This is a genomic window from Noviherbaspirillum phoenicis, assembly GCF_047237965.1.
GTDB lineage: Bacteria > Pseudomonadota > Gammaproteobacteria > Burkholderiales > Burkholderiaceae_D > Noviherbaspirillum_A.
Genome location: NZ_JBDFLX010000003.1, coordinates 586,033 through 604,338, shown reverse-complemented (window position 1 = coordinate 604,338; position 18,306 = coordinate 586,033). Strand labels below are relative to the sequence as shown.

The following is an 18,306-nucleotide window of genomic DNA, read 5'->3' as shown; positions in this document are numbered from 1 at the left end:
ACGCGGTCATATGGGGCCGCGCACGGCGCAGGATGCATGGCAATGGCCGATGAAGCGCGTTGTATTTGCGCGAAGCCCGCATTCGATCAACATGCCTAATGCTGGGTTGCTCTACCCTGCCACACTGGACTTTTCTATCAACTTACCCAGTTTGATTACATTGCCCGGTGCCGATGCTACTCCTGAGCCTTCTCCTTTTGCCTTTTATCGGCAGCATCCTCATCGCCTTTGCGCCTTCCAACGCCCGCAACCGCGCAGCCGGCCTGGCTGGCGGCGTGGCCCTGTTGGATCTGCTGCTGGCAGCCTATTTGTATCTCCGGGTCGGCGGCGGAGAGGTATTGCGCTACGAGGCACCATGGCTGCCGGCTTACGGCCTTAACGTCATCCTTCGCCTGGATGGCCTGGCATGGCTGTTCACCATGCTGGTGCTGGGCATCGGCGTGCTGGTCATTCTGTACGCGCGCTACTACATGTCGCCCGCAGACCCGGTTCCCCGGTTCTTTTCCTTCCTCCTGGCTTTCATGGGTTCCATGCTGGGCGTTGTCCTATCGGGAAACCTGATCCAGCTGGTCGTATTCTGGGAGCTGACCAGCCTCACTTCCTTCCTGCTCATCGGCTACTGGCACCATCGCATTGACGTGCGGCGCGGCGCGCGGATGGCCTTCACAGTGACGGCCACGGGCGGCCTCTGCCTGCTGTGCGGCATCCTGCTGCTCGGTCATATCGTGGGCAGCTACGACCTCGACGTGGTCCTCAATGCCGGCGACATGGTGCGCAAGCATCCCTGGTACCAGGCAGTGCTGGTGCTCATTGCACTGGGCGCGCTGACCAAAAGCGCGCAGTTTCCCTTTCACTTCTGGCTGCCGCACGCGATGGCGGCGCCGACCCCGGTATCGGCCTACCTGCACTCGGCCACCATGGTCAAGGCCGGGGTGTTTCTGCTGATGCGGCTGTGGCCGGTGCTGTCGGGCACGCCGGAATGGACATGGCTGATTGGCGGGGCGGGCGTCGCCACCATGTTGCTGGGCTCCTTTTTCGCCATCTTCCAGCACGACCTGAAGGGCCTGCTCGCCTATTCCACCATCAGCCATCTCGGGCTGATCACGGTCCTGCTGGGCATCGGCACGCCTCTGTCCGTGGTCGCAGCCATTTTTCATACGATGAATCATGCCATTTTCAAGGCGTCGCTGTTCATGGCGGCCGGCATCATCGATCATGAGACCGGCACGCGCGACATGCGCGTGCTGCGCGGCCTTTACAAGGCGATTCCCTACACCGCCCTGCTGGCCATGGTCGCCAGCGCGTCGATGGCGGGCGTGCCCCTGCTGAATGGTTTCCTGTCCAAGGAGATGTTCTTTGCCGAGACGGTGCATGTCGGCGGCACCGAGGAATGGTGGATGTCGTACGCCGCCGTGGCGATGGGCATTTTCAGCGTCGCCTATTCGCTGCGCTTCATCAGTGTGTTCTTCGGGCCGCTTGCCGCTGACTTGCCGAAGGCGCCCCACGAGCCGCCGCGCTGGATGCGGTTCCCGGTGGAATGCCTGGTGCTGCTGTGCGTGGTCGTGGGCATGCTGCCGCACCTCACCGTGGGACACTTCCTCGCCTCTGCCGCGGTGTCCGTGCTCGGCGCGAACATACCCATGTACGACCTTGGCCTGTGGCACGGTTTCAACCTGGCGCTGGCAATGAGCATGGCCGCGCTGTCGGGCGGCATTCTCTTTTATATCGTGCTGCGCCGGTACTACGCGCTCGCGTCGCGTAACCGTGTCCCGATACTGCACAGGCTGAAGGGATCGCAGGCATACGAAACCACCATGCTGACGCTGTTCGTGTCAGCGACCTGGCTGGTCACACGGCTGAGCACGCGGCGCCTGCAGCCGCAGCTGCTGCTCATCATGGTCATGTTCGTGACGCTCCCCCTGCTCCTGGCCGGCACGCTGCCTAGCCTTCCTGCGCCCACCTTCAGCGGGACGGACCTGCTCTTTGCGCTGATGTGGACGATAGGCAGCGTGTGCGCCGTCGCTGCGGCATGGAAAGCGAAATACCACCGCCTTGCGGCATTGCTGCTGGTAGGGGGCACCGGCATCGTTACCAGCATGACCTTCCTCTGGCTGTCCGCGCCGGACCTGGCCTTGACCCAGCTGATGGTGGAGACCGTCACGACGGTGCTGATCCTGCTGGGCCTGCGCTGGCTGCCGCCGCGCTTCATGCCGGAAAAATTCAGCGGGCAGACGCCGCGTCCGGTAGTGCTGCGCCGCAGCCGCGACCTGCTGATCGCCGTCTGCGGCGGGCTCGCCCTTGCCGCGACCAGCTATGCGGTGCTGACTCACCCGGCGTCGGCGAGCATCGGCGACTACTTCATCCTGCGGGCCTTGCCCGAAGGCGGTGGCACGAACGTCGTCAACGTGCTGCTGGTGGACTTCCGTGCCTTTGACACGATGGGCGAGGTCACGGTGCTGTCCATTGTTGCCCTGACGGTCTATGCGCTGCTGCGCCGCTTCCGCCCGGCGCCGGAAAGCATTGCCATTCCGGCGCAGCAAGCCAGCGATGTCGACCCGGCGGCCCGCGAAACGCCGCTGCAGCAGGCGAGCAATGGTTTTCTGATGATCCCGGCCGTGTATCTGCGGTTTCTGCTGCCCTTCATGGGCATCGTGGCAGCGTATTTTTTCCTGCGCGGGCACAATCTGCCGGGCGGCGGCTTCGTGGCAGGCCTGATCTTCGCCACCGCCATCATCGTGCAATACATGGTGGCAGGCACCGCCTGGGTCGAAGCGCATATCCGGCTGCGTCCGCACCGATGGATTGCCTACGGCCTGCTGCTGGCCTGCGTGACCGGGCTGGGAGCATGGATCGCCGGCTACCCGTTCCTGACCAGCCACACCGCGCATCTGCACCTCCCCCTGCTGGGCGAACTGCACCTGCCCAGCGCGTTTGCATTCGACCTTGGCGTGTTCTCGGTGGTAGTGGGTTCTTCGATGCTGATCCTGGTGGCGCTGGCGCATCAATCGGTGCGCAGCCATCGCCTTCCGGGGGGCGACGTCGCCCCCCGGGCCGCCATTGCCGCAGAGGAGATCCCGTAATGGAAATCGTGATTGCAATTGCCATCGGCACGCTGTTCGGGTCCGGCATCTGGCTGATACTGCGTCCGCGCAGCTTCCAGGTCCTCACCGGGCTGATGTTGATGTCATATGCCGTGAACCTGTTCATTTTCGTCATGGGCCGCTTGTGGGTGAACCGGCCGCCGCTGACCCTGGGCAATGGCGTGCCTGATCCGGCGACCATTGCCGAACCCGTGCCCCAGGCGCTTGTTCTGACCGCGATCGTGATCGGCTTCGCCACCACGGCGCTGTATCTCGTCGTCATGATCGGCTCGCGCGGGCTTACCGGCACCGACCATGTTGACGGCAAGGAGCCCGATCAATGAGTTCGGCATGGCACCAGCACCTGATCATCGCGCCTATCCTCATCCCGTTGCTGTGCGGTGCGCTGCAGGTGCCGATCAACCACAGCCGCCATCGCCTCAAATTCCTGCTCAGCGCCCTCTCCGTGCTGGGACTGCTCGTGACGGGCGTCCTGCTGACGGCACTCACCGACGGCGCCTATTGGAACAACGGAATCGGCGTCTACCTTGCCGGCAACTGGGCGGCGCCCTTTGGCATCGCGCTGCTGGCCGACCGGCTGGCGGCGGCCATGCTGCTGCTGACTGCGGTGCTTGCCGCATGCACGCTGCTTTACTCCTTGCCGCGCTGGGGCCGGGTCGGGGTCCATTTTCATCCGCTGTTCCAATTTCTCATCATGGGCATCAACGGCGCGTTCCTCACCCATGACCTGTTCAATCTCTTCGTGTTCTTCGAAGTGATGCTGGCCGCGTCCTATGGCCTGCTCCTGCACGGCTACAATGCCGCCCGGCTGCAGGCGGCCATGCAATACATCGCCATCAACCTGGTGGCTTCGCTGCTGTTCCTGATCGGCGTCGCTCTGATCTATGCCAGCACCGGCACGCTCAACATGGCTGACCTTGCCGCCCGCATTTCCGCCACCGGCGAGACCGACATGGTGCTTCTGAAAATGGGCGTCGCGGTGCTGGCCATCGCCTTCCTGATCAAGAGCGCGATGTGGCCGATTGGTTTCTGGCTGCCGACAACCTATGCGGCGGCGTCCCCGCCCGTGGCGGCGATGCTGGTGCTGATGACCAAGGTCGGCGCCTACGTCATCCTGCGCCTGTGGCTGCTGGTGTTTTCGGACCATGCCGGCGCGGCGGCCGGCTACGGCTTTGATGCCCTTTTGTGGGGAGGAATGGCCACCATCGTGTTCGGCGCGGCCGGCATGCTCGCCAGCGAAACCTCGGGCCGCCTGGCCGGCTACGGCGCCGTGGTGTCTTCCGGCACGCTGCTGGCCGTCATTGGCTATGGCCAGCCATCGCTCGTGACTGCCGGCATCTACTACCTGCTGGGGTCGACGCTGGCGATGGCCGCCTTCATCCTGCTCATCGAGCTGATCGAACGCATCCGCTCGCCCGGCGCTGCACTGCTGGCCGTGACGATGGAAGCATTTGCAATCGAAGATGCCCCGGACCCGCCGGTCGGGGTCGGCATTCCTGCGGCGCTGGCTTTCCTGGGACTCTCCTTTACCGCATGTGCGCTGATCATTGCCGGATTGCCGCCGCTCTCGGGGTTTGTCGCCAAGTTCAGCCTGTTTCACGCGCTGCTCAACCCGGAAGCGCCGGGCGCTTCCATCCCGGCCAGCGGATGGACCCTGATGATACTGATCGTGCTGTCCGGCCTGGCCGCCATCATCGCCATGATGCGCTTTGGCGTGCGCACGTTCTGGGCGGCCGGCAAGGTGCTGCCGCCGCCGCTGCGGCTGACGGAAGTCGCGCCGGTGAGCCTGCTGCTGGCGGCTTGCGTGGTGATGACGGTGCAGGCCGGCCCCATCCTTGACTACCTGGGCCGCGCTTCGGGCGACCTTCACCAGCCCGGCCTCTACATACGCAGCGTCCTGTCGGCGCCGGTGGTGCCGGGCCCGATGCGCGAGGGGGGGCGTTGATGCGACGATGGCTGCTTTCCGCTTGGCTGTCAGCGGCGCTATTCGCGCTCTGGCTGTTGCTGAACCAGACCCTGGATGCCGGGCATCTCCTGCTGGGTGCGGTCCTGGCCATTGCGGCGCCGCTGGCCACCCGCAGCCTGCAGCCGCTTGCCTATCCGCGGCTGAGGAAGCCCGTCGTGCTGGTGCGCCTGCTGTCGATGGCGCTAGTGGAGATCGTGCGGTCCGGCTTCAACGTCAGCCGCATCATTCTGTTCTCGCGGCCGGACAGCTTGAAATCGCAGTTCATCCGGATTCCGCTCGACTTGCGCAACCCGTATGGGCTGGCGATGCTTTCCTGCCTGATCAATTCCACGCCCGGGACGGTGTGGGTCGAAATCCTGCCGGACAGTCCCATGCTGGCGCTGCACGTCTTTGACCTGCACGACGAGCAGTGGTGGATAGACACTATCAAATCCCGCTACGAGAAACCGCTGATTGAAATCTTCGAATAGGAGCACAGGATGATCGCCGCGCTGTTGCAGTTTTCCCTACATTACGTTTTTTTCTGCGTTCTGGTCGCCATGCTGTTCTGCACGGTGAGGCTGGTTCTCGGGCCGTCGGCGCACGACCGCGTCCTCACGCTGGATACGCTCTGGATGTGCGCGATGCAATTGGCGCTGGTGCTGGGCATACGCTTCGCGAGCGACCTGTATTTTGAAGCGGCAATGCTGATTGCGCTGCTCGGATTCGTATCGACGGTTGCGATGGCCAAGTTTCTGATGCGCGGCGAGGTGATCGAATGAACGCGTTCGACGCCATGCCCGCATGGGCGGCAATCCCGATTGCATTGCTGCTTATTGCCGGTGGCAGCATCATCCTGATCGGCGCTTTCGGCCTGATGCGGCTGCCCACGTTTTACCAGCGCATTCATGGTCCAGCCATTACCGTGACCCTGGGCACCGGCCTCATCCTGCTTGCCTCCATGCTCTGCTTTTCCGTCCTGCGTTCCCGCTTGGTCATACACGAACTGATCATTGCCGCCTTCGTCCTGATGACGGCGCCCGTGGTGGCCATGATGATCATGCGCGCGGCCGTCTACCGGGACCTGCGTGCAGGGAAGCGGGAAACCGGCGCCGCTGCCGGCGACGTCTACGAAGTCATCAAAAAGCCCTGAGCAGGCCGTATCGGGCGACTAACGCAGGCCGTGCCGTTACGGCGCGTTATGCGCTGCACAACGCCCTGCTCAGATTGGCCTCACGCCACCGCCGGAGGTGTGCAAAGCGGCTGCAGCAAATACCTGTCCCATGCAATCGGCGCTGTGTTTCACGCCGCTAACACGGGACGACAACGACATGCGCCTGAATTTTTCCCTCTACCTCGCCTGCGCCAAAACGCTGGCGAATGGCGTTTGCCGACGCCTCGGTCGCTTCCGCAAGCGTGGGCGTTTTGTGCGCCTCGATTTCGCTACGCAAGGGCGTGCCCTGGCAGTAGGCGATTGCAGGAATCTCTGCAGAGGTCGCGCGACTGCGCGCGGCTACCGTATCGATGCCCGGCGCGGAAGCGAATCCGGCACCATGCAGTGCATGCCGGATGGCGGCAAGCGAGTAATGGCCGTGAGGCGTGCGTGCCAGAAAGCGTGGCGGATCCTGCGGAAAGAGCAATCCAAGCGCGGATGTGATGGTGGCGGCAAATTCATTTTCCTCGATGCGATCCCAGACATTGAATGCGAATACACCGCCAGGAGCGAGCACGCGCCGCACTTCGGAAAACGCGCGCACCTTATCCGGAAAAAACATCACGCCAAACTGGCACGCAACGGCATCGAAGCTGGCGTTTTCGAAAGGAAGCGCCAGCGCATCTGCCCGCTCCCAGGACACTGGCCGCACGGTCTGAATGCTTGACGCCATGTCCAGCATTGCCTGGTTTAAATCCGTGGCCGTAATGGACGTGTTCGCTGGCAACAGGGCCGCGAGCTTTCGGGTAACGATGCCCGTTCCCGCCGCTATTTCGAGCAGTCGACCGACTGGCCGGGCAGCAAGCCGATGCGCCAGGTCGACCGCATAGGGTTCGAATATCAGGGGCACCAGATAACGCTCATACAACTCGGGAATGGAGCCGGTAAAACCCTTGTCTCTAGCGGGGACATCCATGTCTGTCTCATGGGGTGGCAACAGCAATGAGAGCGGCTTGTTCGACAACGACCAGTCGTCAGAGGAACGGCGACAACGTAGCGGCTATTCCAGGTTTTTCCATCCTAGTCCAGGCTTGAAGCGTTAACAAGTTTGCTTAGGAATGCTTGCCTATGGTCAACCGCCCCCGCCCCGCCCCAGTCCAGGCCTGTCAGAACGATCTTCCCTTTTCTTCACAACGGTCACCGTCTTAAAAACTGACGCATGCCGAAACCCGGGAGCGTCGGGTTTTACAACATGCGTCTCGGCTTTTGGACCGGCACCTCGAAACGATTTCAGGCCTGTGCGCCCTCATGGCATGGCCGTCCTTTAATAAAAACCCAGCGAGCGTTGCGTCAAGCCTGGCCTGAAAAATTTATCCGGCTTATTAAAACCAGGGTGATTTCCTCCCTGTTGCGCTGCCCCGCCACAACTTCGTCGTTATGGAAGAATTACTTTATGCATATCGACCTTCAGGACCTGGCATGCCAAGCCCTGTTTAATGGAAGCCAGAAATTCTGTTATCGCGGCACAAAATAAGGACTCTCTATTTGCAATCGGTGTTGAAGTTATCAACGTAGGCAGTAACCGTTCCGTTTGCATTCACCGTCATGTGCGTGTTTTCATGCACGATATAATTATTCCCCGTACCTTGACCAATAATACGGAAGTTGTTCACATAGGTATATACAATCGGATACTCTGGTATGCCACTAAATTTGATCTGGTCAATCGATTGGCTAACGCCGGTACCCTGGTATTTATATCCGGTATTCCTTCCTATCCCACTTATTCCTTGCGGCTGCGTGTGATTTTTTACAGTAACATTTCCGGAATCACTGATATTAACAATGAATAATTCGTGCAGTTCTCCAGTCAAATCCACTATCTCACCCGACCCGTTATTTGCGCATGGAATGAATACCGGGAGAGAAATAGTGAAACTGACATTGCTTCTGGCCACTACTTCGGCTGAAGCGAGGCCGGAAAAAAAAAGGCCGCAAATACTGAATACCGATGGAAGAATACGGCGCATGACATTCATTTTTTGCTCCTCATTTACTCAGGCTGAAAGTAGATACGTTGGAACGGCGAAAATTTTTTTCGAATAAAACAGATTAATCGCTGCGCCAACCGTGGTTTGCAGATAATTAAACTCACGATATTTCCATATGCGCATTAATGTGTTACGGGACTCATGCGCATGAAATTATAATAATCAGCAGTTGCGAGCATTGTCTGTGGTAGATCAAGCAAAGCGGCTCCGGCGAAATGACATTGCCGTTGCCTCCGGCCTGCGATTATATTTTTAAAAAGATTTCTTTTTCCGGAATGCAATAATTATTGGCTTGGAGTACGACTTGAAAATGAGGAAATAATAAATGACGCGTCGAATCCGCGTGATTCACAATGCAAATGCATTTCATAACTATTTGTCACTTGATTATTGCGGCGGAAAAACCCGTGCGACACCACACCAGATGTTCGGCCAGGCAGGCGGATTCAATGCCGGGTTACAGGCGTTTTGTACCGGCAGAACTGCCGTGATGGATTTTTCCACATGGCCGCGTGGTCAATGACAGCCTCGTCTTCATTCGGGGTTGTGCACGAAGCGCAGCGCGTCGGCTGAGGGCGTGCCCAATGATCAACTCATTGTTTCGCCCTGCTCCCGCCCTTCACTGCGCTGGCCAGCATGCTGGCTGCCATTTTCATCTGCAGCCGCAAGCTGGGCTTGTGACCCCAACTGCTGGTAACGGTGGTGTGCAGCGGCTGCCATCCCCGTGGCTCGATCTCCTTGCAGCCTGCGCCAATCTCGAAGTCGAAGCCGGACGGCGTCACGCCATAGAACGAGATGGTGCCGTCAGGGTGCGGATGCTGGCCCATGTTCAGGCTGATGGGCACCTTGGCGAGTTTGGCGCGCTCGAAGGCCATGCCGACGTCGCACACGTCCTCTGCCTGAAGCATGAAATGCTGCATCCGCTTCTGGAGCGGCATGTCGAAGATGGCCACGGAATGATGGCGCTCGTTGCAGTGCAGGAAAATGCCCCTGATGTCCATCGGGCCGACTTTGGTCGCCAGCCGCTCTGACACGCCGAACCCGAGTACGCCTGTATAGAACGCTTCCATCGCTTCGAGCCTGTGCGACACGAGCACTGCATGCCCCATCCCGAGGCGGCCGGTGTGGAAACCGCTGCTGAACGCCCCGGAGACAAACGGCACGGGCGCCGCTTCCATTCCAACAGCCAGTTCCACCGCATTGCCGTCGGGATCGCGTATCGCCATTAACCGCTGGACGCGGCGCGAGGCGCGCAATGGCGGGCTGCCTTCCTCCACCGGTATATGCATGCCGCGCAGCCGCGCGGCGAGCGCATCGAAAACGGTATCGTCCTCACAGACCAGGCCCAGCGCGGCCAGGTCATCTTCCGCGCCTTCGGCCACGATCAGCCGCTGCATTGCGCCATCCATCCGATAACCGTGGCTGCCGTCAGGGTTGGACACAGGCTCGGGAAGGCCCAGCATGTCATGGCAGAACCGCTCCCAGCGCGAGGGCTTGCGCACCGCGAACACCAGGTACCCCAAGGCAAGGCCGCACCCGGCGCCGTTGCCAGCGATGCCAGGGGCAGACGCGGGTGAACCCGGGAAGGAAGCATTGACCGGATCGACAGGCATGGTCTTCTCCTTGCAAGAAGAAATCGATAGTCCCTTTTTAATCACGGCGACCGTGCGCCTTTGTGATCTTGGTCAAATTCCGGTGACGTGATTCCCGGCACGGCAAGGGGAAAGGCATGCGTGGCGATGCCGGATGAGGCAGGCCACGCATGCCTTTCTTCCCTTGAGCCAGGGTGGCTAACAAGCCGGTAAAAACCCGCAGGCTGCGGGAGAACCGGGAGCTGGCTGCTCTTCACCTCCCCGCATCACGTCGCTGGGCTCGCAACAAACGCCTATGGCGGCCAAACGAAAGGCAGTGCCTCCTTATTCAGGAAGGCAGCGGCCGCATTGCGATGGCATTCGGAGGCGCGCGCCGCGCCCTGGCCGGTCGCCTCCATCTCCAGCAGGCGCCGGTAAAGCTGATCGCCATCCTCCTGGCCCGCTCGGCAATGACTTCCTGGTCATGGATTGCGTGCACGATGCAAAGCCGGCTGGCTTCGTCCGCACCGATCCCGCGGGCGGAAAATGCCAGCGCCTTGGCACGCCTCAAGCCGGCGATGCGCAGGTGGTGCACAAGCAGACAGTCGCGCGCTATGTGACACGCGATGTCGGCACCGTGCAATTGCGACGGGCCGCTGCGCTGGCCGGCGTTACGCCCGACCCGATGCATCTGCAGGCGCCGCATGCGGGCGAGCATGGCGCGAACTGCTGCGGCAGCTTGGCGGAAACGATGCGGAGATCGATGCACTGTTTGCCAAACGGGCCGCGCGTTGAAGCCCCTGCCGCTCTGTCTACCGTAGCGGTGACATGCCCGAAGGCGCTTGTACGGCGCCCTTGCCCAGGCGGGACTGCCGGTATTCCCCGGAGCGACGCCGGTCCATGTCTCGAACGCGCGATGGAAGGTGCTGGCCTCGGAAAAGCCGGGCAGGTTGGCGATCTCGATCAGGGACAGGTTGGCCTGGTCACGGTATTTGACCACCAGGCTGGCCGGCGCCTGGCGCAGGAATTCCTTGATGCTCTGCACGTTTTGCGCCACCGGCAGATCAAGCCAGCACGTCTCGAAGCGCAGGCCGACCTGCCCATCCTGGCAGCGCAGCGGGTGCTTGGAACAGCCGGAACGCATCGGATGGCAAGTCTTTGTCCAGCATGGCGAAGCCGACCTGGTACAGGGGAAAGCGACCTCCGACCAGCCAGCAGGCCAGGCCGAAGGTAAAGAACAGGAAAATGCGCTCGACATAGCGCAGCTTGGCATTGCGCCCGGTGCGCGCCTGCAGCACCACATGCGCCACGTCGCCGTCGATGCGCAGCTGCGGCACCAGGTCGTCCAGCGCCAGGTGATAGGGGTGGAAACCCTGCAGCAGTACGTCGCGCAGCAGCCTGCGGCAGGCTTGCACAAAAGCGCCTACCTTCATGGGACGCGAGCACGGGCCCCGCGGTTCATCCGGTGTCACACGGATCAGCGCGGTGTATCGCGCCTGCAATACCCGCGACAGCGGCGACGGCAGCGCCGGCGAAACGCCCGAGCGTTGCAGAATGGCGGCAAGCTCCCTGCCCTCCCCGCCCATGCCCTGCCAGGCGCGACATCACATGTTCTGGATGCAGTTGCGTCCGGCCGACTTTGCCTGATACAGGCGCCGGTCGGCCTGTGCCATCAGTCCGGCGGGACTGTCCTGCGAACCCGGCACGATTGTGGCCACGCCGATGCTGACCGTCAGCACGTCGGCAATCGCCGATCCCGGGTGGGGAATGGCTTCGCGCGACAGCAGCGCGCGGCAGCGGCTCGCGATCCGGAACGCAGTCGCCTCGTCGGTCTCGGGCAGCAGCAGGGCAAACTCTTCGCCGCCCAGGCGGGCGCAAAGGTCGCGTGCCCGCTGCGCCACCGTGTCGAGCACGCGCGCTACCCGCTTGAGGCATTCGTCGCCTTGCGGATGGCCGTAATGATCGTTGTACTGCTTGAAGAAATCGATGTCGATCAACACAAGGGAAAGCGGATGGCGGGTGGCGCGCGCCTTGGCCCACTCCACTTCGAACAGCATGTCGAACATGCGGCGGTTCGCGAGGCCGGTCAGGCTGTCCTGGTAGGACAAGGCACGGAGTTCTTCCTGCAGTTGCAGGATCTTGTCCTCGGCCTTCTTGCGCTCGGTAATATCGAACATAAAGCCCACCAGGGAGTCCACGCTGCCGTCCGGCCGGCGCACGACATGCACCACGTCGCGGATCCATACATAGTCGCCGTCCTGCGTCAGCGCCCGGTAATCCGCCTCATGGTCGACGCCCTGCTGCGACTGCGCCACGCAGAAGTCGACGGTCTTCTGCCGGTCTTCCTCATGGATGCGATCTGCCCAGTCGTTCACGGAAACCCAGCTCGCCTGGCTCCAGCCCAGCACCTTCTCGATTTGCGGTCCGATATAGCTGAACTGCATGGTGCTCCAGTCAATCCGCCAGGGGATGGCTCGCGTGGATTCAAGCAGGGTGCGGTACACATTGGGATCGTCCGACGGGAAAGGCGACATGCTGGAAGCGGAAGTCATGGGCAGGCTGATGGCGAGAGTATGGTTGCATGGTTCGGGCCGACACCGGTCGAAACGTCTTAACCCGATACGGCTATGCTGCCGGTTCAGCGGGGCCGGGCCGGAACCCGTCCCCGGCCGCCCGGAGCCCAGGCATTTTACTATTCGATTCCTTGTCGCCCAAGCGCGTATCAAGACCAGGCCGATGTCCGGTTCCAGGTTGAACGCAAGCTCATCGCGTCGCTGCGCCATGCCGCTGCCGCCCGCTGCGGCAGGCTGCTTCGATCCCTTCGATCTCCTTGCACCCTTGGTCCCGGGGATCGCAGCTGGCCATCATTCCACCGCCAGCACTGCCTCCATGCCGGGATGCAGCGTGCATGAATAGGGAAACCGGCCTTTCCGGTTTGCCCTGAAGCGCCACGACTGGCCCGGCCCGATATCGCCGGACCGGAAGCTGCCGTCGCGCGCGGTGACATTATGGGGAAAGGGATCGGCATTCTTCCATTCAATGGTGTCGCCGACTCGCACCTCCAGCACCGGGGGAGAAAACCGCACAGCCTCCATCGACACGGCATGGCCACCTGGGCTGGCCTGCGCGGATGCGGCGCCGAGCGGCGCGCAGATAAGCATGGCCAGCAGCGCCCGGCCGGCAAGCCGCCGTTTCAGGGCAGCCGGCATGGATGAAAACTCCACGGCCGGCCTCATTGCATCGATGCCTGGAGCTGCTTCGCATGCTCCAGATGAGCCACGAATGCAGGACGCACCTTGACCAGCAGGTCCTTGAGTTCGCTGTTTTTGGCATTGGGTATCAGCGTGCCATCCAGCGCGTCGATCACGGTCTGGTGGTAGCTGGCCTCGTTGGCGATGTAGGCCTTGTCGAAGTCCCGTCCCTTCAGCGCCTTCAGCTTGCTCATGTTGGCGGCGCCTGCGTCCTTCAGGCTCTTGCTGGTGGCGCTCTCCTCGGGCTTGACCTTCAGTTTGTCCACCAGGGCGCTGGCCTGCTTGTTGACCCCGGTATGATCGGTCACCATCTGCCGGGCGAACTGCTTGACCTTGTCATTGCCGGATCGCTGTTGCGCGAGTTTGCCGGCATCGATATCGACCGTATTTGCAGTCACCACGATGCCGGCGATCTGTGCGTCGTCCGGCGCCGCCTGGGCAAGTGCCGCGCCGGAAGCAAGGCCGAGAACAATGGTGAGCGCGCTCAATGCGATATGTTTCATGATGAAATCTCCTTGCGTTAACAATCCTGTGATTAATGAATGCCATCCCGGCGCGCCCGGCACCGGACCCTGCTGCCTGTGGCTTAGCGTCGGCAGCAATAAAAACAGGGCCGCAGGCGGTCAGGCTCCTGCCTGCAGCACCAGGCTCAGCCAGGTTTCGGCCTTACCTCGTCCAGCCTGGCCAGGACGCCGGCCACAATGCGGTCGCAGCGTGCGCCGTCGAAGGAAAACGCGCCTTCCAGCGCGTAGTCGAGCTCGCGTGCGAGCGATTCGCGCAGCAGGCCCTTCGCGCGGAAGTAGCGCGTGCGCACGGTGGCTTCGGGAATACCCAGGCTGGCAGCCACGTCCTCGACGGACATCTCCTCGACGGCGCGCAGCATGAAGACGGTGCGGAAGGCTTCCGGCAGATCGTCTATCTTCTTCTCGATGATGCGCCGCAGCTCGGCGCGTTCCGCCGATTGCTCGGGCTGCTCGCTTGCCTGGCAATCCATGGGCGCCTCGGCGGTGTCCTTGTGGTGGTCAGGGTCGGCGCCGATCTCGATGACTTCCGCGCGACGGCTTATCTTGCGCGATCGTGCGATTGCACTGTTGACGACAATGCGGGTGAGCCAGGTAGACAGGCTGGATTCCCCGCGAAATTTCCCGATGTTGCGGAAAGCCAGCAAGTAGGCCTCCTGCAATGCATCCTGGGCCTCGGTGTCGTCCCTGAGGATGCTGCGCGCCGTGCGGTACAGCGGCCTGTTATGGCGCCGCATCAGCAGCGCGAATGCCTGCCTGTCTCCCGCCGCAATCCCGCGCACGATATCGCCGTCCGATAGCGGCTCGCTGTCCTTCTTCAGTGCGCTGCCTGGCATGGACGTTCTCCGCAAAAAGGGCAGATTTCGGTGTGGTCATGACATTGGATGATGCATGCTCGTCCGCCGTTCCCGTTCACCGTGACGCGGTAGTCAACATCCAGCGCACGGTCCTGGTGATCAACGGCGACGATGTGCTGACGCGGGTCGGCATTACCTGCGCCTTATGTCACTCCACCGTGGACAATTCCTCCGCGCCCGGCATCGGCAGGCGGCTCGATGGCTGGCCGAACCGCGACCTCGATGCCGGCGCCGTCATTGCACTGTCGCCGGCGTTGAGCGCGACGATGAAGGCGGTGTACAAGTCCTGGGGCAAGGGCAGGTACGCCCCCCGCTTCAATCTCGATGCCAAGAACGGCCCACAGGTCGTCCCCCCTGCCTAAGGCCTGCACGACATCCATCGCATCACCGGCACCGGCGACGGCGACGATGTTTCATACTGGAACCGCCATGTCGGCGTAGCCCGGATGGGCGGGCATGGCAGCTTCAGCGATCCCCGCATTGGCGTGGACGTCACCAATGGCAGCGATGACCAGATCACGGCGAGGCTGCCTGCATTGCGGGCCTATCAGCTGAGCCTGAACCCGCCGCCTCCGCCCGGAAGCTTCGACGCCAATGCCGCGGCGCGAGGCAAGCTGCTGTTCGAAGGCGCCGGCAGGTGCGTCACCTGCGTCACCTGCCACGCCGACCCGCAAATGACGGATGCCAGTTCAACCCTGCATCTTCCGTCTGCAGTCGCAAGCGAACCGGAACCAAATGGCGCGCCGAGCTATGCTTCCCGCAGCGCAACCGGCAATGTCGCACGGCGCCGCTGCATGGCCTGTGGCAGCATCCGCCCTATTTCCATAATGGCAGCGCGGCAAGCGCCGAGCAGGCGGTTCGGGCCTATAACGAGAAGCAGTTTTTGGAACTGAATGAGGCGGCGGTGGCCGACCTGGCACAGTATCTGGAATCCCTGTAATGCCGCTTCTGCTCTGCCACGCATGCAGGCGTTCCGGCAGCGCCATACGCTTTTCAGCGTCGGGTATGCGAGACCTTGCCTTTTCCCTTAGGCACATCGACGCCGCCGCAGCCGCGTAAAGCCGGTTAAACGCCGATGTCGACAAATGCGTGGGAACAAACCTTGTCGCTTCAGCCCGAACTAGCCCATCGCACATGAATCTATCCAGGGCAAGCAATCACGGCACCTCGCCCATCCTTAATTTCCCGCTGCCTTAAAGGTGGCGCGGACCGGGGCAGGCTGCCCGTTTGAAGCCTTAATTCTGCTTTCCTGAAGGAATATTGGAGCCATCCAAGGATGGTCATCGTCTGTCGATAACCGGGGATATCCGTCATGCACAATTCCACCAGCCACACTTGGCATCAGGCATTTGCAAGCGTTGATCTTTCTGTCCAGAAGCAGGTGCTTTCCAGCAGTACTTTCGGATGCGCGGGTTTGTGTGCGCTGGCATTGTCGGTTTCCCATTTCCTGTCCCAGCCATCCGAGGCGAGTAGGCAGGCGGACGCCCATGCCGCGCATCAGCTTGACGCCGGCGCGGGGCAGCAGGCGAACGCTGTCGCCACGGAGCATCCCCAGGCCGCCTGCGCCAGCGACCCATCGGCGAGTGCCGAAAGCGATCTCGCAAACCATCCTGACACGAGGAAGCAGCTGGTCGCGCATGTGGAAGGCACCTACAGGGTTCCTGCCTCTCTGGCGCAGAAAATCGTCAACACGACGATTACGGTCAGCCGCGAAAACGACATGGACCCCTTTCTTGCGCTGGGCATCATCGCCAATGAATCGAGCTTCAATCACAAGGCGGAAAGCAGTTATGGTGCGGCAGGACTGATGCAGATCCATGCGCCCAGCCATCAGGCATTGCTGCAGGAAATCGGGGTGCGCGAACGCAATCCCAGGATCGTGCAGCGGCTGCTGACGGCCGGGGTCAAGCTCAACGTCACCGCTGGCATCAGGATCTACAAGGCGTACGAGAAACAATATGGCTCGCCGGTCAAGGCGCTGCAGGCATACAACGGCGCCCGGAGCGACACCTCGCATCGCTATGCACGCAAGGTGCTGTCGATGCGGGAAGACTTCCGCAGGGTGGCCATGCCTTACGGATCCTGTGTCTGAGGCGGCTTACTCGTTGGTGATCTTTCGTTCGTCGATGATCTTCTTCCATTTGGCGCGATCGGCCTCGACCATGCTGGCGAACTGCTGCGGCGTGCCTCCAGCCGGCTCGATGCCCAGGCGGGCAAAGGCATCCATCACTTCCTTGTCCTTCAGCACCTGATTGACGGCGGCATTGATTTTCGTGACCACTGGTCCGGGCAGGTTTTTGGGACCATACAGGCCAAACCAGGTGATGGCTTCATAACCCGGTATGGTGTCGGCTACCGGCGGCAGTTCCGGCACCAGCGGCGAGCGCTGCAGCGAGGTGATGGCCAGGCCGCGCAGGCGGCCGCTGCGCACATGCGGCAGGCCGCTGGTCAGCGAGTCCACCAGCAGGTCGAGCTTGCCGCTGGCGAGGTCGGGAATCGACAGTCCCGTGCCGCGATAGGGTATGTGCACCAGGCTCAGGCCGGCCATGGACAGCAGATATTCGGTGCTGATGTGCACGATGGTGCCATTGCCGCTGCTGCCATAGTTGAGCTTGCCGGGATTCTTGCGCGCATAGTCCACCCATTCCTTCATCGTCTTTGCCGGCGAGCTGTTGGGCACCAGCACGATATTGGGTGAATTGCCGAGATGGACAATCGGCGTGAAGTCCTTTGCGGCGTCATAGGGCAGCCTGGCATTGGCGAAGCTGGGGCCGATGGAATGCGTGCTCGACGTCGCCAGCAACAGCGTGTCGCCGTCGGGCGCGGCCTTGGCGGCCGCATCCGAGCCGATCGAGCCACCCGCGCCGGGCTTGTTGTCGACGATCACCGCCGTGCCCAGGCGCTCGCCAAGCTTCTGAGAGATGGCGCGCGCAAACGCGTCAGTCGCGCCGCCTGCGGGAAAAGGCACGACCAGCCGGATCGGCTTGCCGGATCCGGGCGCTTGTGCCCAGGCGCTTGCCGCAGAAGTTGCCGCAAGGGCAGCCAGGAATTGGCGCCGTGTGGTCATGGTTGCTCCGTGGATGAAATGTTGGCGGGATAGGCTGCATGCATCGGTTGTCTCCTTTTTTGTCGGCACATCCTATCATTGCAGGGGCCTACCGCGCATCCGTCTTCCATCCTCCGGCATGGTTTGCAGCAAGCCATTTGCGCCGGCCGCAATCCGTCACCGGGCAACCCCGGCTGCCTGTCATGGATTACGCTGCCTTGTGTTCCGGTCCGTCACCAGCTGCTCACATGGCCCTGCATATGGCTTTGAATGGTTTCAACGGTGATCACCGTTGCATCCGAATCCACCACCTTGCCATCCACGGTATGGAAGCGGGCATAACGGCCATAGGGGCCGTTATCGAAGACCTCGTAATGAACGACGTAGCGCAGATTGAGGTGCACGTCTTTGGCGACTTCAACAAACATGGCCGTACCCCGGTTGCTGACCTTGTCCAAGCTTAGTACAAAATGGGGGGCATGCAACTGGTGGCCGGGACGGGGCATCAAGGCGCAGGGAACCAACGCATGGCTTCCTTGTCGGCCATGTAAATGGCACATTCGCTCGACGACTGCCCGCAACGAAAGGATGGAGCAATGGAAACCGCCAGCGTGATCCTGTTGAGCCTGTCATGCGTCGCCTGCTCGGGCATGCGCACGGACGGCGCCGCCGCCCAAGAGCAGTCCTCGCGCAATCTTTGCGAAGCCATGCGCTCCTATCAGCCATACCGACCGGGAGACTGTCCCGGCTACGGCATGCGGTCCGACGGCCGCTCCTGGTGGCGCTGACAGGCAGGCGCTGTCCGGTCCG

General features: G+C 61.8%; 22 protein-coding genes. 11 read left to right on the top strand and 11 right to left on the bottom strand.

From position 1 onward, the window contains the following. Nucleotides 1-173 precede the first annotated feature (173 nt). From ABC383_RS24970 to mnhG, 6 genes are read left to right on the top strand one after another with little or no spacing between them, the layout of a single operon-like run. A complete protein-coding gene (locus ABC383_RS24970) occupies nt 174-3,080 on the top strand; it encodes a monovalent cation/H+ antiporter subunit A (protein ID WP_413018494.1) in 2,907 nt (968 codons plus the stop codon). Beyond that, a complete protein-coding gene (locus ABC383_RS24965) occupies nt 3,080-3,424 on the top strand; it encodes a Na+/H+ antiporter subunit C (RefSeq protein WP_413018257.1) in 345 nt (114 codons plus the stop codon). The genes ABC383_RS24970 and ABC383_RS24965 overlap by 1 nt, the downstream gene beginning before the upstream one ends. Continuing rightward, the gene (locus ABC383_RS24960) at nt 3,421-5,046 is read left to right on the top strand and encodes a monovalent cation/H+ antiporter subunit D (RefSeq protein WP_413018256.1); all 1,626 of its coding nucleotides are present in this window, start codon (nt 3,421-3,423) and stop codon (nt 5,044-5,046) included. Before ABC383_RS24965 ends, ABC383_RS24960 begins: the two co-directional genes overlap by 4 nt. Beyond that, nucleotides 5,046-5,537, top strand: coding sequence for a Na+/H+ antiporter subunit E (locus ABC383_RS24955; RefSeq protein WP_413018254.1), 492 nt, complete (start codon nt 5,046-5,048; stop codon nt 5,535-5,537). The genes ABC383_RS24960 and ABC383_RS24955 overlap by 1 nt, the downstream gene beginning before the upstream one ends. A gap of 12 nt (nt 5,538-5,549) precedes the next feature. Continuing rightward, on the top strand, nt 5,550-5,828 hold the full coding sequence (locus ABC383_RS24950) for a K+/H+ antiporter subunit F (protein WP_413018493.1): 279 nt from the start codon (nt 5,550-5,552) through the stop codon (nt 5,826-5,828). Beyond that, entirely contained in the window at nt 5,825-6,199 is a 375-nt protein-coding gene (gene mnhG / locus ABC383_RS24945) for a monovalent cation/H(+) antiporter subunit G (RefSeq protein ID WP_413018252.1), read from the top strand. Before ABC383_RS24950 ends, mnhG begins: the two co-directional genes overlap by 4 nt. 157 nt (nt 6,200-6,356) lie before the next feature. Here the strand turns inward: mnhG and ABC383_RS24940 are convergent, their stop codons facing one another. Both ABC383_RS24940 and ABC383_RS24935 read right to left on the bottom strand, forming a co-directional pair. Beyond that, nucleotides 6,357-7,175 (bottom strand): class I SAM-dependent methyltransferase, encoded by an 819-nt coding sequence (locus ABC383_RS24940; protein ID WP_413018250.1) that lies wholly within the window; start codon nt 7,173-7,175, stop codon nt 6,357-6,359. A gap of 565 nt (nt 7,176-7,740) precedes the next feature. Then, entirely contained in the window at nt 7,741-8,238 is a 498-nt protein-coding gene (locus ABC383_RS24935; protein ID WP_413018248.1) for a hypothetical protein, read from the bottom strand. Nucleotides 8,239-8,575: 337 nt separating this feature from the next. Here ABC383_RS24935 and ABC383_RS24930 point away from each other — a divergent pair, with 337 nt between their 5' ends. Beyond that, nucleotides 8,576-8,773 carry a hypothetical protein gene (locus ABC383_RS24930; RefSeq protein ID WP_413018246.1) on the top strand — a complete coding sequence of 66 codons (198 nt, stop codon included), beginning with the start codon at nt 8,576-8,578 and terminating at the stop codon, nt 8,771-8,773. 70 nt (nt 8,774-8,843) lie between these two features. On the opposite strand, the gene ABC383_RS24925 is transcribed toward ABC383_RS24930, so the two are convergent. The 7 genes from ABC383_RS24925 to ABC383_RS24895 all read right to left on the bottom strand — a co-directional run bounded on the left by ABC383_RS24925 (nt 8,844) and on the right by ABC383_RS24895 (nt 14,429). Continuing rightward, nucleotides 8,844-9,863, bottom strand: coding sequence for a VOC family protein (locus ABC383_RS24925; protein ID WP_413018244.1), 1,020 nt, complete (start codon nt 9,861-9,863; stop codon nt 8,844-8,846). A gap of 307 nt (nt 9,864-10,170) precedes the next feature. Next, complete coding sequence (locus ABC383_RS24920; protein WP_413018242.1) at nt 10,171-10,866, bottom strand: hypothetical protein; 696 nt, start codon at nt 10,864-10,866, stop codon at nt 10,171-10,173. 19 nt (nt 10,867-10,885) lie between these two features. Beyond that, nucleotides 10,886-11,407, bottom strand: coding sequence for an AraC family transcriptional regulator ligand-binding domain-containing protein (locus tag ABC383_RS24915; protein ID WP_413018240.1), 522 nt, complete (start codon nt 11,405-11,407; stop codon nt 10,886-10,888). A gap of 18 nt (nt 11,408-11,425) precedes the next feature. Continuing rightward, entirely contained in the window at nt 11,426-12,373 is a 948-nt protein-coding gene (locus ABC383_RS24910) for a GGDEF domain-containing protein (RefSeq protein WP_413018238.1), read from the bottom strand. A 312-nt stretch (nt 12,374-12,685) separates the two neighbouring features. Continuing rightward, nucleotides 12,686-13,045 (bottom strand): cupredoxin domain-containing protein, encoded by a 360-nt coding sequence (locus tag ABC383_RS24905; RefSeq protein WP_413018236.1) that lies wholly within the window; start codon nt 13,043-13,045, stop codon nt 12,686-12,688. 8 nt (nt 13,046-13,053) lie between these two features. Further along, nucleotides 13,054-13,575: a DUF4142 domain-containing protein gene (locus ABC383_RS24900; RefSeq protein ID WP_413018234.1), complete on the bottom strand. Its 522-nt coding sequence runs from the start codon at nt 13,573-13,575 to the stop codon at nt 13,054-13,056. A 146-nt stretch (nt 13,576-13,721) separates the two neighbouring features. Beyond that, the gene (locus tag ABC383_RS24895) at nt 13,722-14,429 is read right to left on the bottom strand and encodes an RNA polymerase sigma factor (protein WP_413018232.1); all 708 of its coding nucleotides are present in this window, start codon (nt 14,427-14,429) and stop codon (nt 13,722-13,724) included. Between the two features lie 38 nt (nt 14,430-14,467). On the opposite strand from ABC383_RS24895, the gene ABC383_RS24890 reads away from it, so the two are divergent. The 3 genes from ABC383_RS24890 to ABC383_RS24880 all read left to right on the top strand — a co-directional run bounded on the left by ABC383_RS24890 (nt 14,468) and on the right by ABC383_RS24880 (nt 16,542). Then, entirely contained in the window at nt 14,468-14,812 is a 345-nt protein-coding gene (locus ABC383_RS24890) for a hypothetical protein (RefSeq protein WP_413018231.1), read from the top strand. 275 nt (nt 14,813-15,087) lie between these two features. After that, nucleotides 15,088-15,390, top strand: a complete 303-nt coding sequence (locus ABC383_RS24885) for a hypothetical protein (RefSeq protein ID WP_413018229.1) — start codon at nt 15,088-15,090, stop codon at nt 15,388-15,390. A gap of 489 nt (nt 15,391-15,879) precedes the next feature. After that, a complete protein-coding gene (locus ABC383_RS24880; protein WP_413018228.1) occupies nt 15,880-16,542 on the top strand; it encodes a transglycosylase SLT domain-containing protein in 663 nt (220 codons plus the stop codon). Between the two features lie 6 nt (nt 16,543-16,548). Here ABC383_RS24880 and ABC383_RS24875 read toward each other — a convergent pair whose 3' ends face one another. Then, entirely contained in the window at nt 16,549-17,517 is a 969-nt protein-coding gene (locus tag ABC383_RS24875; RefSeq protein ID WP_413018226.1) for a Bug family tripartite tricarboxylate transporter substrate binding protein, read from the bottom strand. A 212-nt stretch (nt 17,518-17,729) separates the two neighbouring features. Next, on the bottom strand, nt 17,730-17,954 hold the full coding sequence (locus tag ABC383_RS24870) for a hypothetical protein (RefSeq protein ID WP_413018224.1): 225 nt from the start codon (nt 17,952-17,954) through the stop codon (nt 17,730-17,732). Between the two features lie 138 nt (nt 17,955-18,092). On the opposite strand from ABC383_RS24870, the gene ABC383_RS24865 reads away from it, so the two are divergent. After that, on the top strand, nt 18,093-18,284 hold the full coding sequence (locus tag ABC383_RS24865; protein ID WP_413018223.1) for a hypothetical protein: 192 nt from the start codon (nt 18,093-18,095) through the stop codon (nt 18,282-18,284). Nucleotides 18,285-18,306: the final 22 nt, after the last annotated feature.

Coding starts and splice junctions, on each gene's coding strand:
- ABC383_RS24965 (WP_413018257.1), top strand. CDS start 3,080: ATGGAAATCGTGATTGCAATTGCCATCGGCACGCTGTTCGGGTCCGGC.
- ABC383_RS24925 (WP_413018244.1), bottom strand. CDS start 9,863: ATGCCTGTCGATCCGGTCAATGCTTCCTTCCCGGGTTCACCCGCGTCT.
- ABC383_RS24900 (WP_413018234.1), bottom strand. CDS start 13,575: ATGAAACATATCGCATTGAGCGCGCTCACCATTGTTCTCGGCCTTGCT.
- ABC383_RS24875 (WP_413018226.1), bottom strand. CDS start 17,517: ATGACCACACGGCGCCAATTCCTGGCTGCCCTTGCGGCAACTTCTGCG.
- ABC383_RS24935 (WP_413018248.1), bottom strand. CDS start 8,238: ATGAATGTCATGCGCCGTATTCTTCCATCGGTATTCAGTATTTGCGGC.
- ABC383_RS24955 (WP_413018254.1), top strand. CDS start 5,046: ATGCGACGATGGCTGCTTTCCGCTTGGCTGTCAGCGGCGCTATTCGCG.
- ABC383_RS24970 (WP_413018494.1), top strand. CDS start 174: ATGCTACTCCTGAGCCTTCTCCTTTTGCCTTTTATCGGCAGCATCCTC.
- ABC383_RS24915 (WP_413018240.1), bottom strand. CDS start 11,407: ATGGGCGGGGAGGGCAGGGAGCTTGCCGCCATTCTGCAACGCTCGGGC.
- mnhG (WP_413018252.1), top strand. CDS start 5,825: ATGAACGCGTTCGACGCCATGCCCGCATGGGCGGCAATCCCGATTGCA.
- ABC383_RS24895 (WP_413018232.1), bottom strand. CDS start 14,429: ATGCCAGGCAGCGCACTGAAGAAGGACAGCGAGCCGCTATCGGACGGC.
- ABC383_RS24910 (WP_413018238.1), bottom strand. CDS start 12,373: ATGACTTCCGCTTCCAGCATGTCGCCTTTCCCGTCGGACGATCCCAAT.
- ABC383_RS24890 (WP_413018231.1), top strand. CDS start 14,468: ATGACATTGGATGATGCATGCTCGTCCGCCGTTCCCGTTCACCGTGAC.
- ABC383_RS24865 (WP_413018223.1), top strand. CDS start 18,093: ATGGAAACCGCCAGCGTGATCCTGTTGAGCCTGTCATGCGTCGCCTGC.
- ABC383_RS24940 (WP_413018250.1), bottom strand. CDS start 7,175: ATGGATGTCCCCGCTAGAGACAAGGGTTTTACCGGCTCCATTCCCGAG.
- ABC383_RS24930 (WP_413018246.1), top strand. CDS start 8,576: ATGACGCGTCGAATCCGCGTGATTCACAATGCAAATGCATTTCATAAC.
- ABC383_RS24960 (WP_413018256.1), top strand. CDS start 3,421: ATGAGTTCGGCATGGCACCAGCACCTGATCATCGCGCCTATCCTCATC.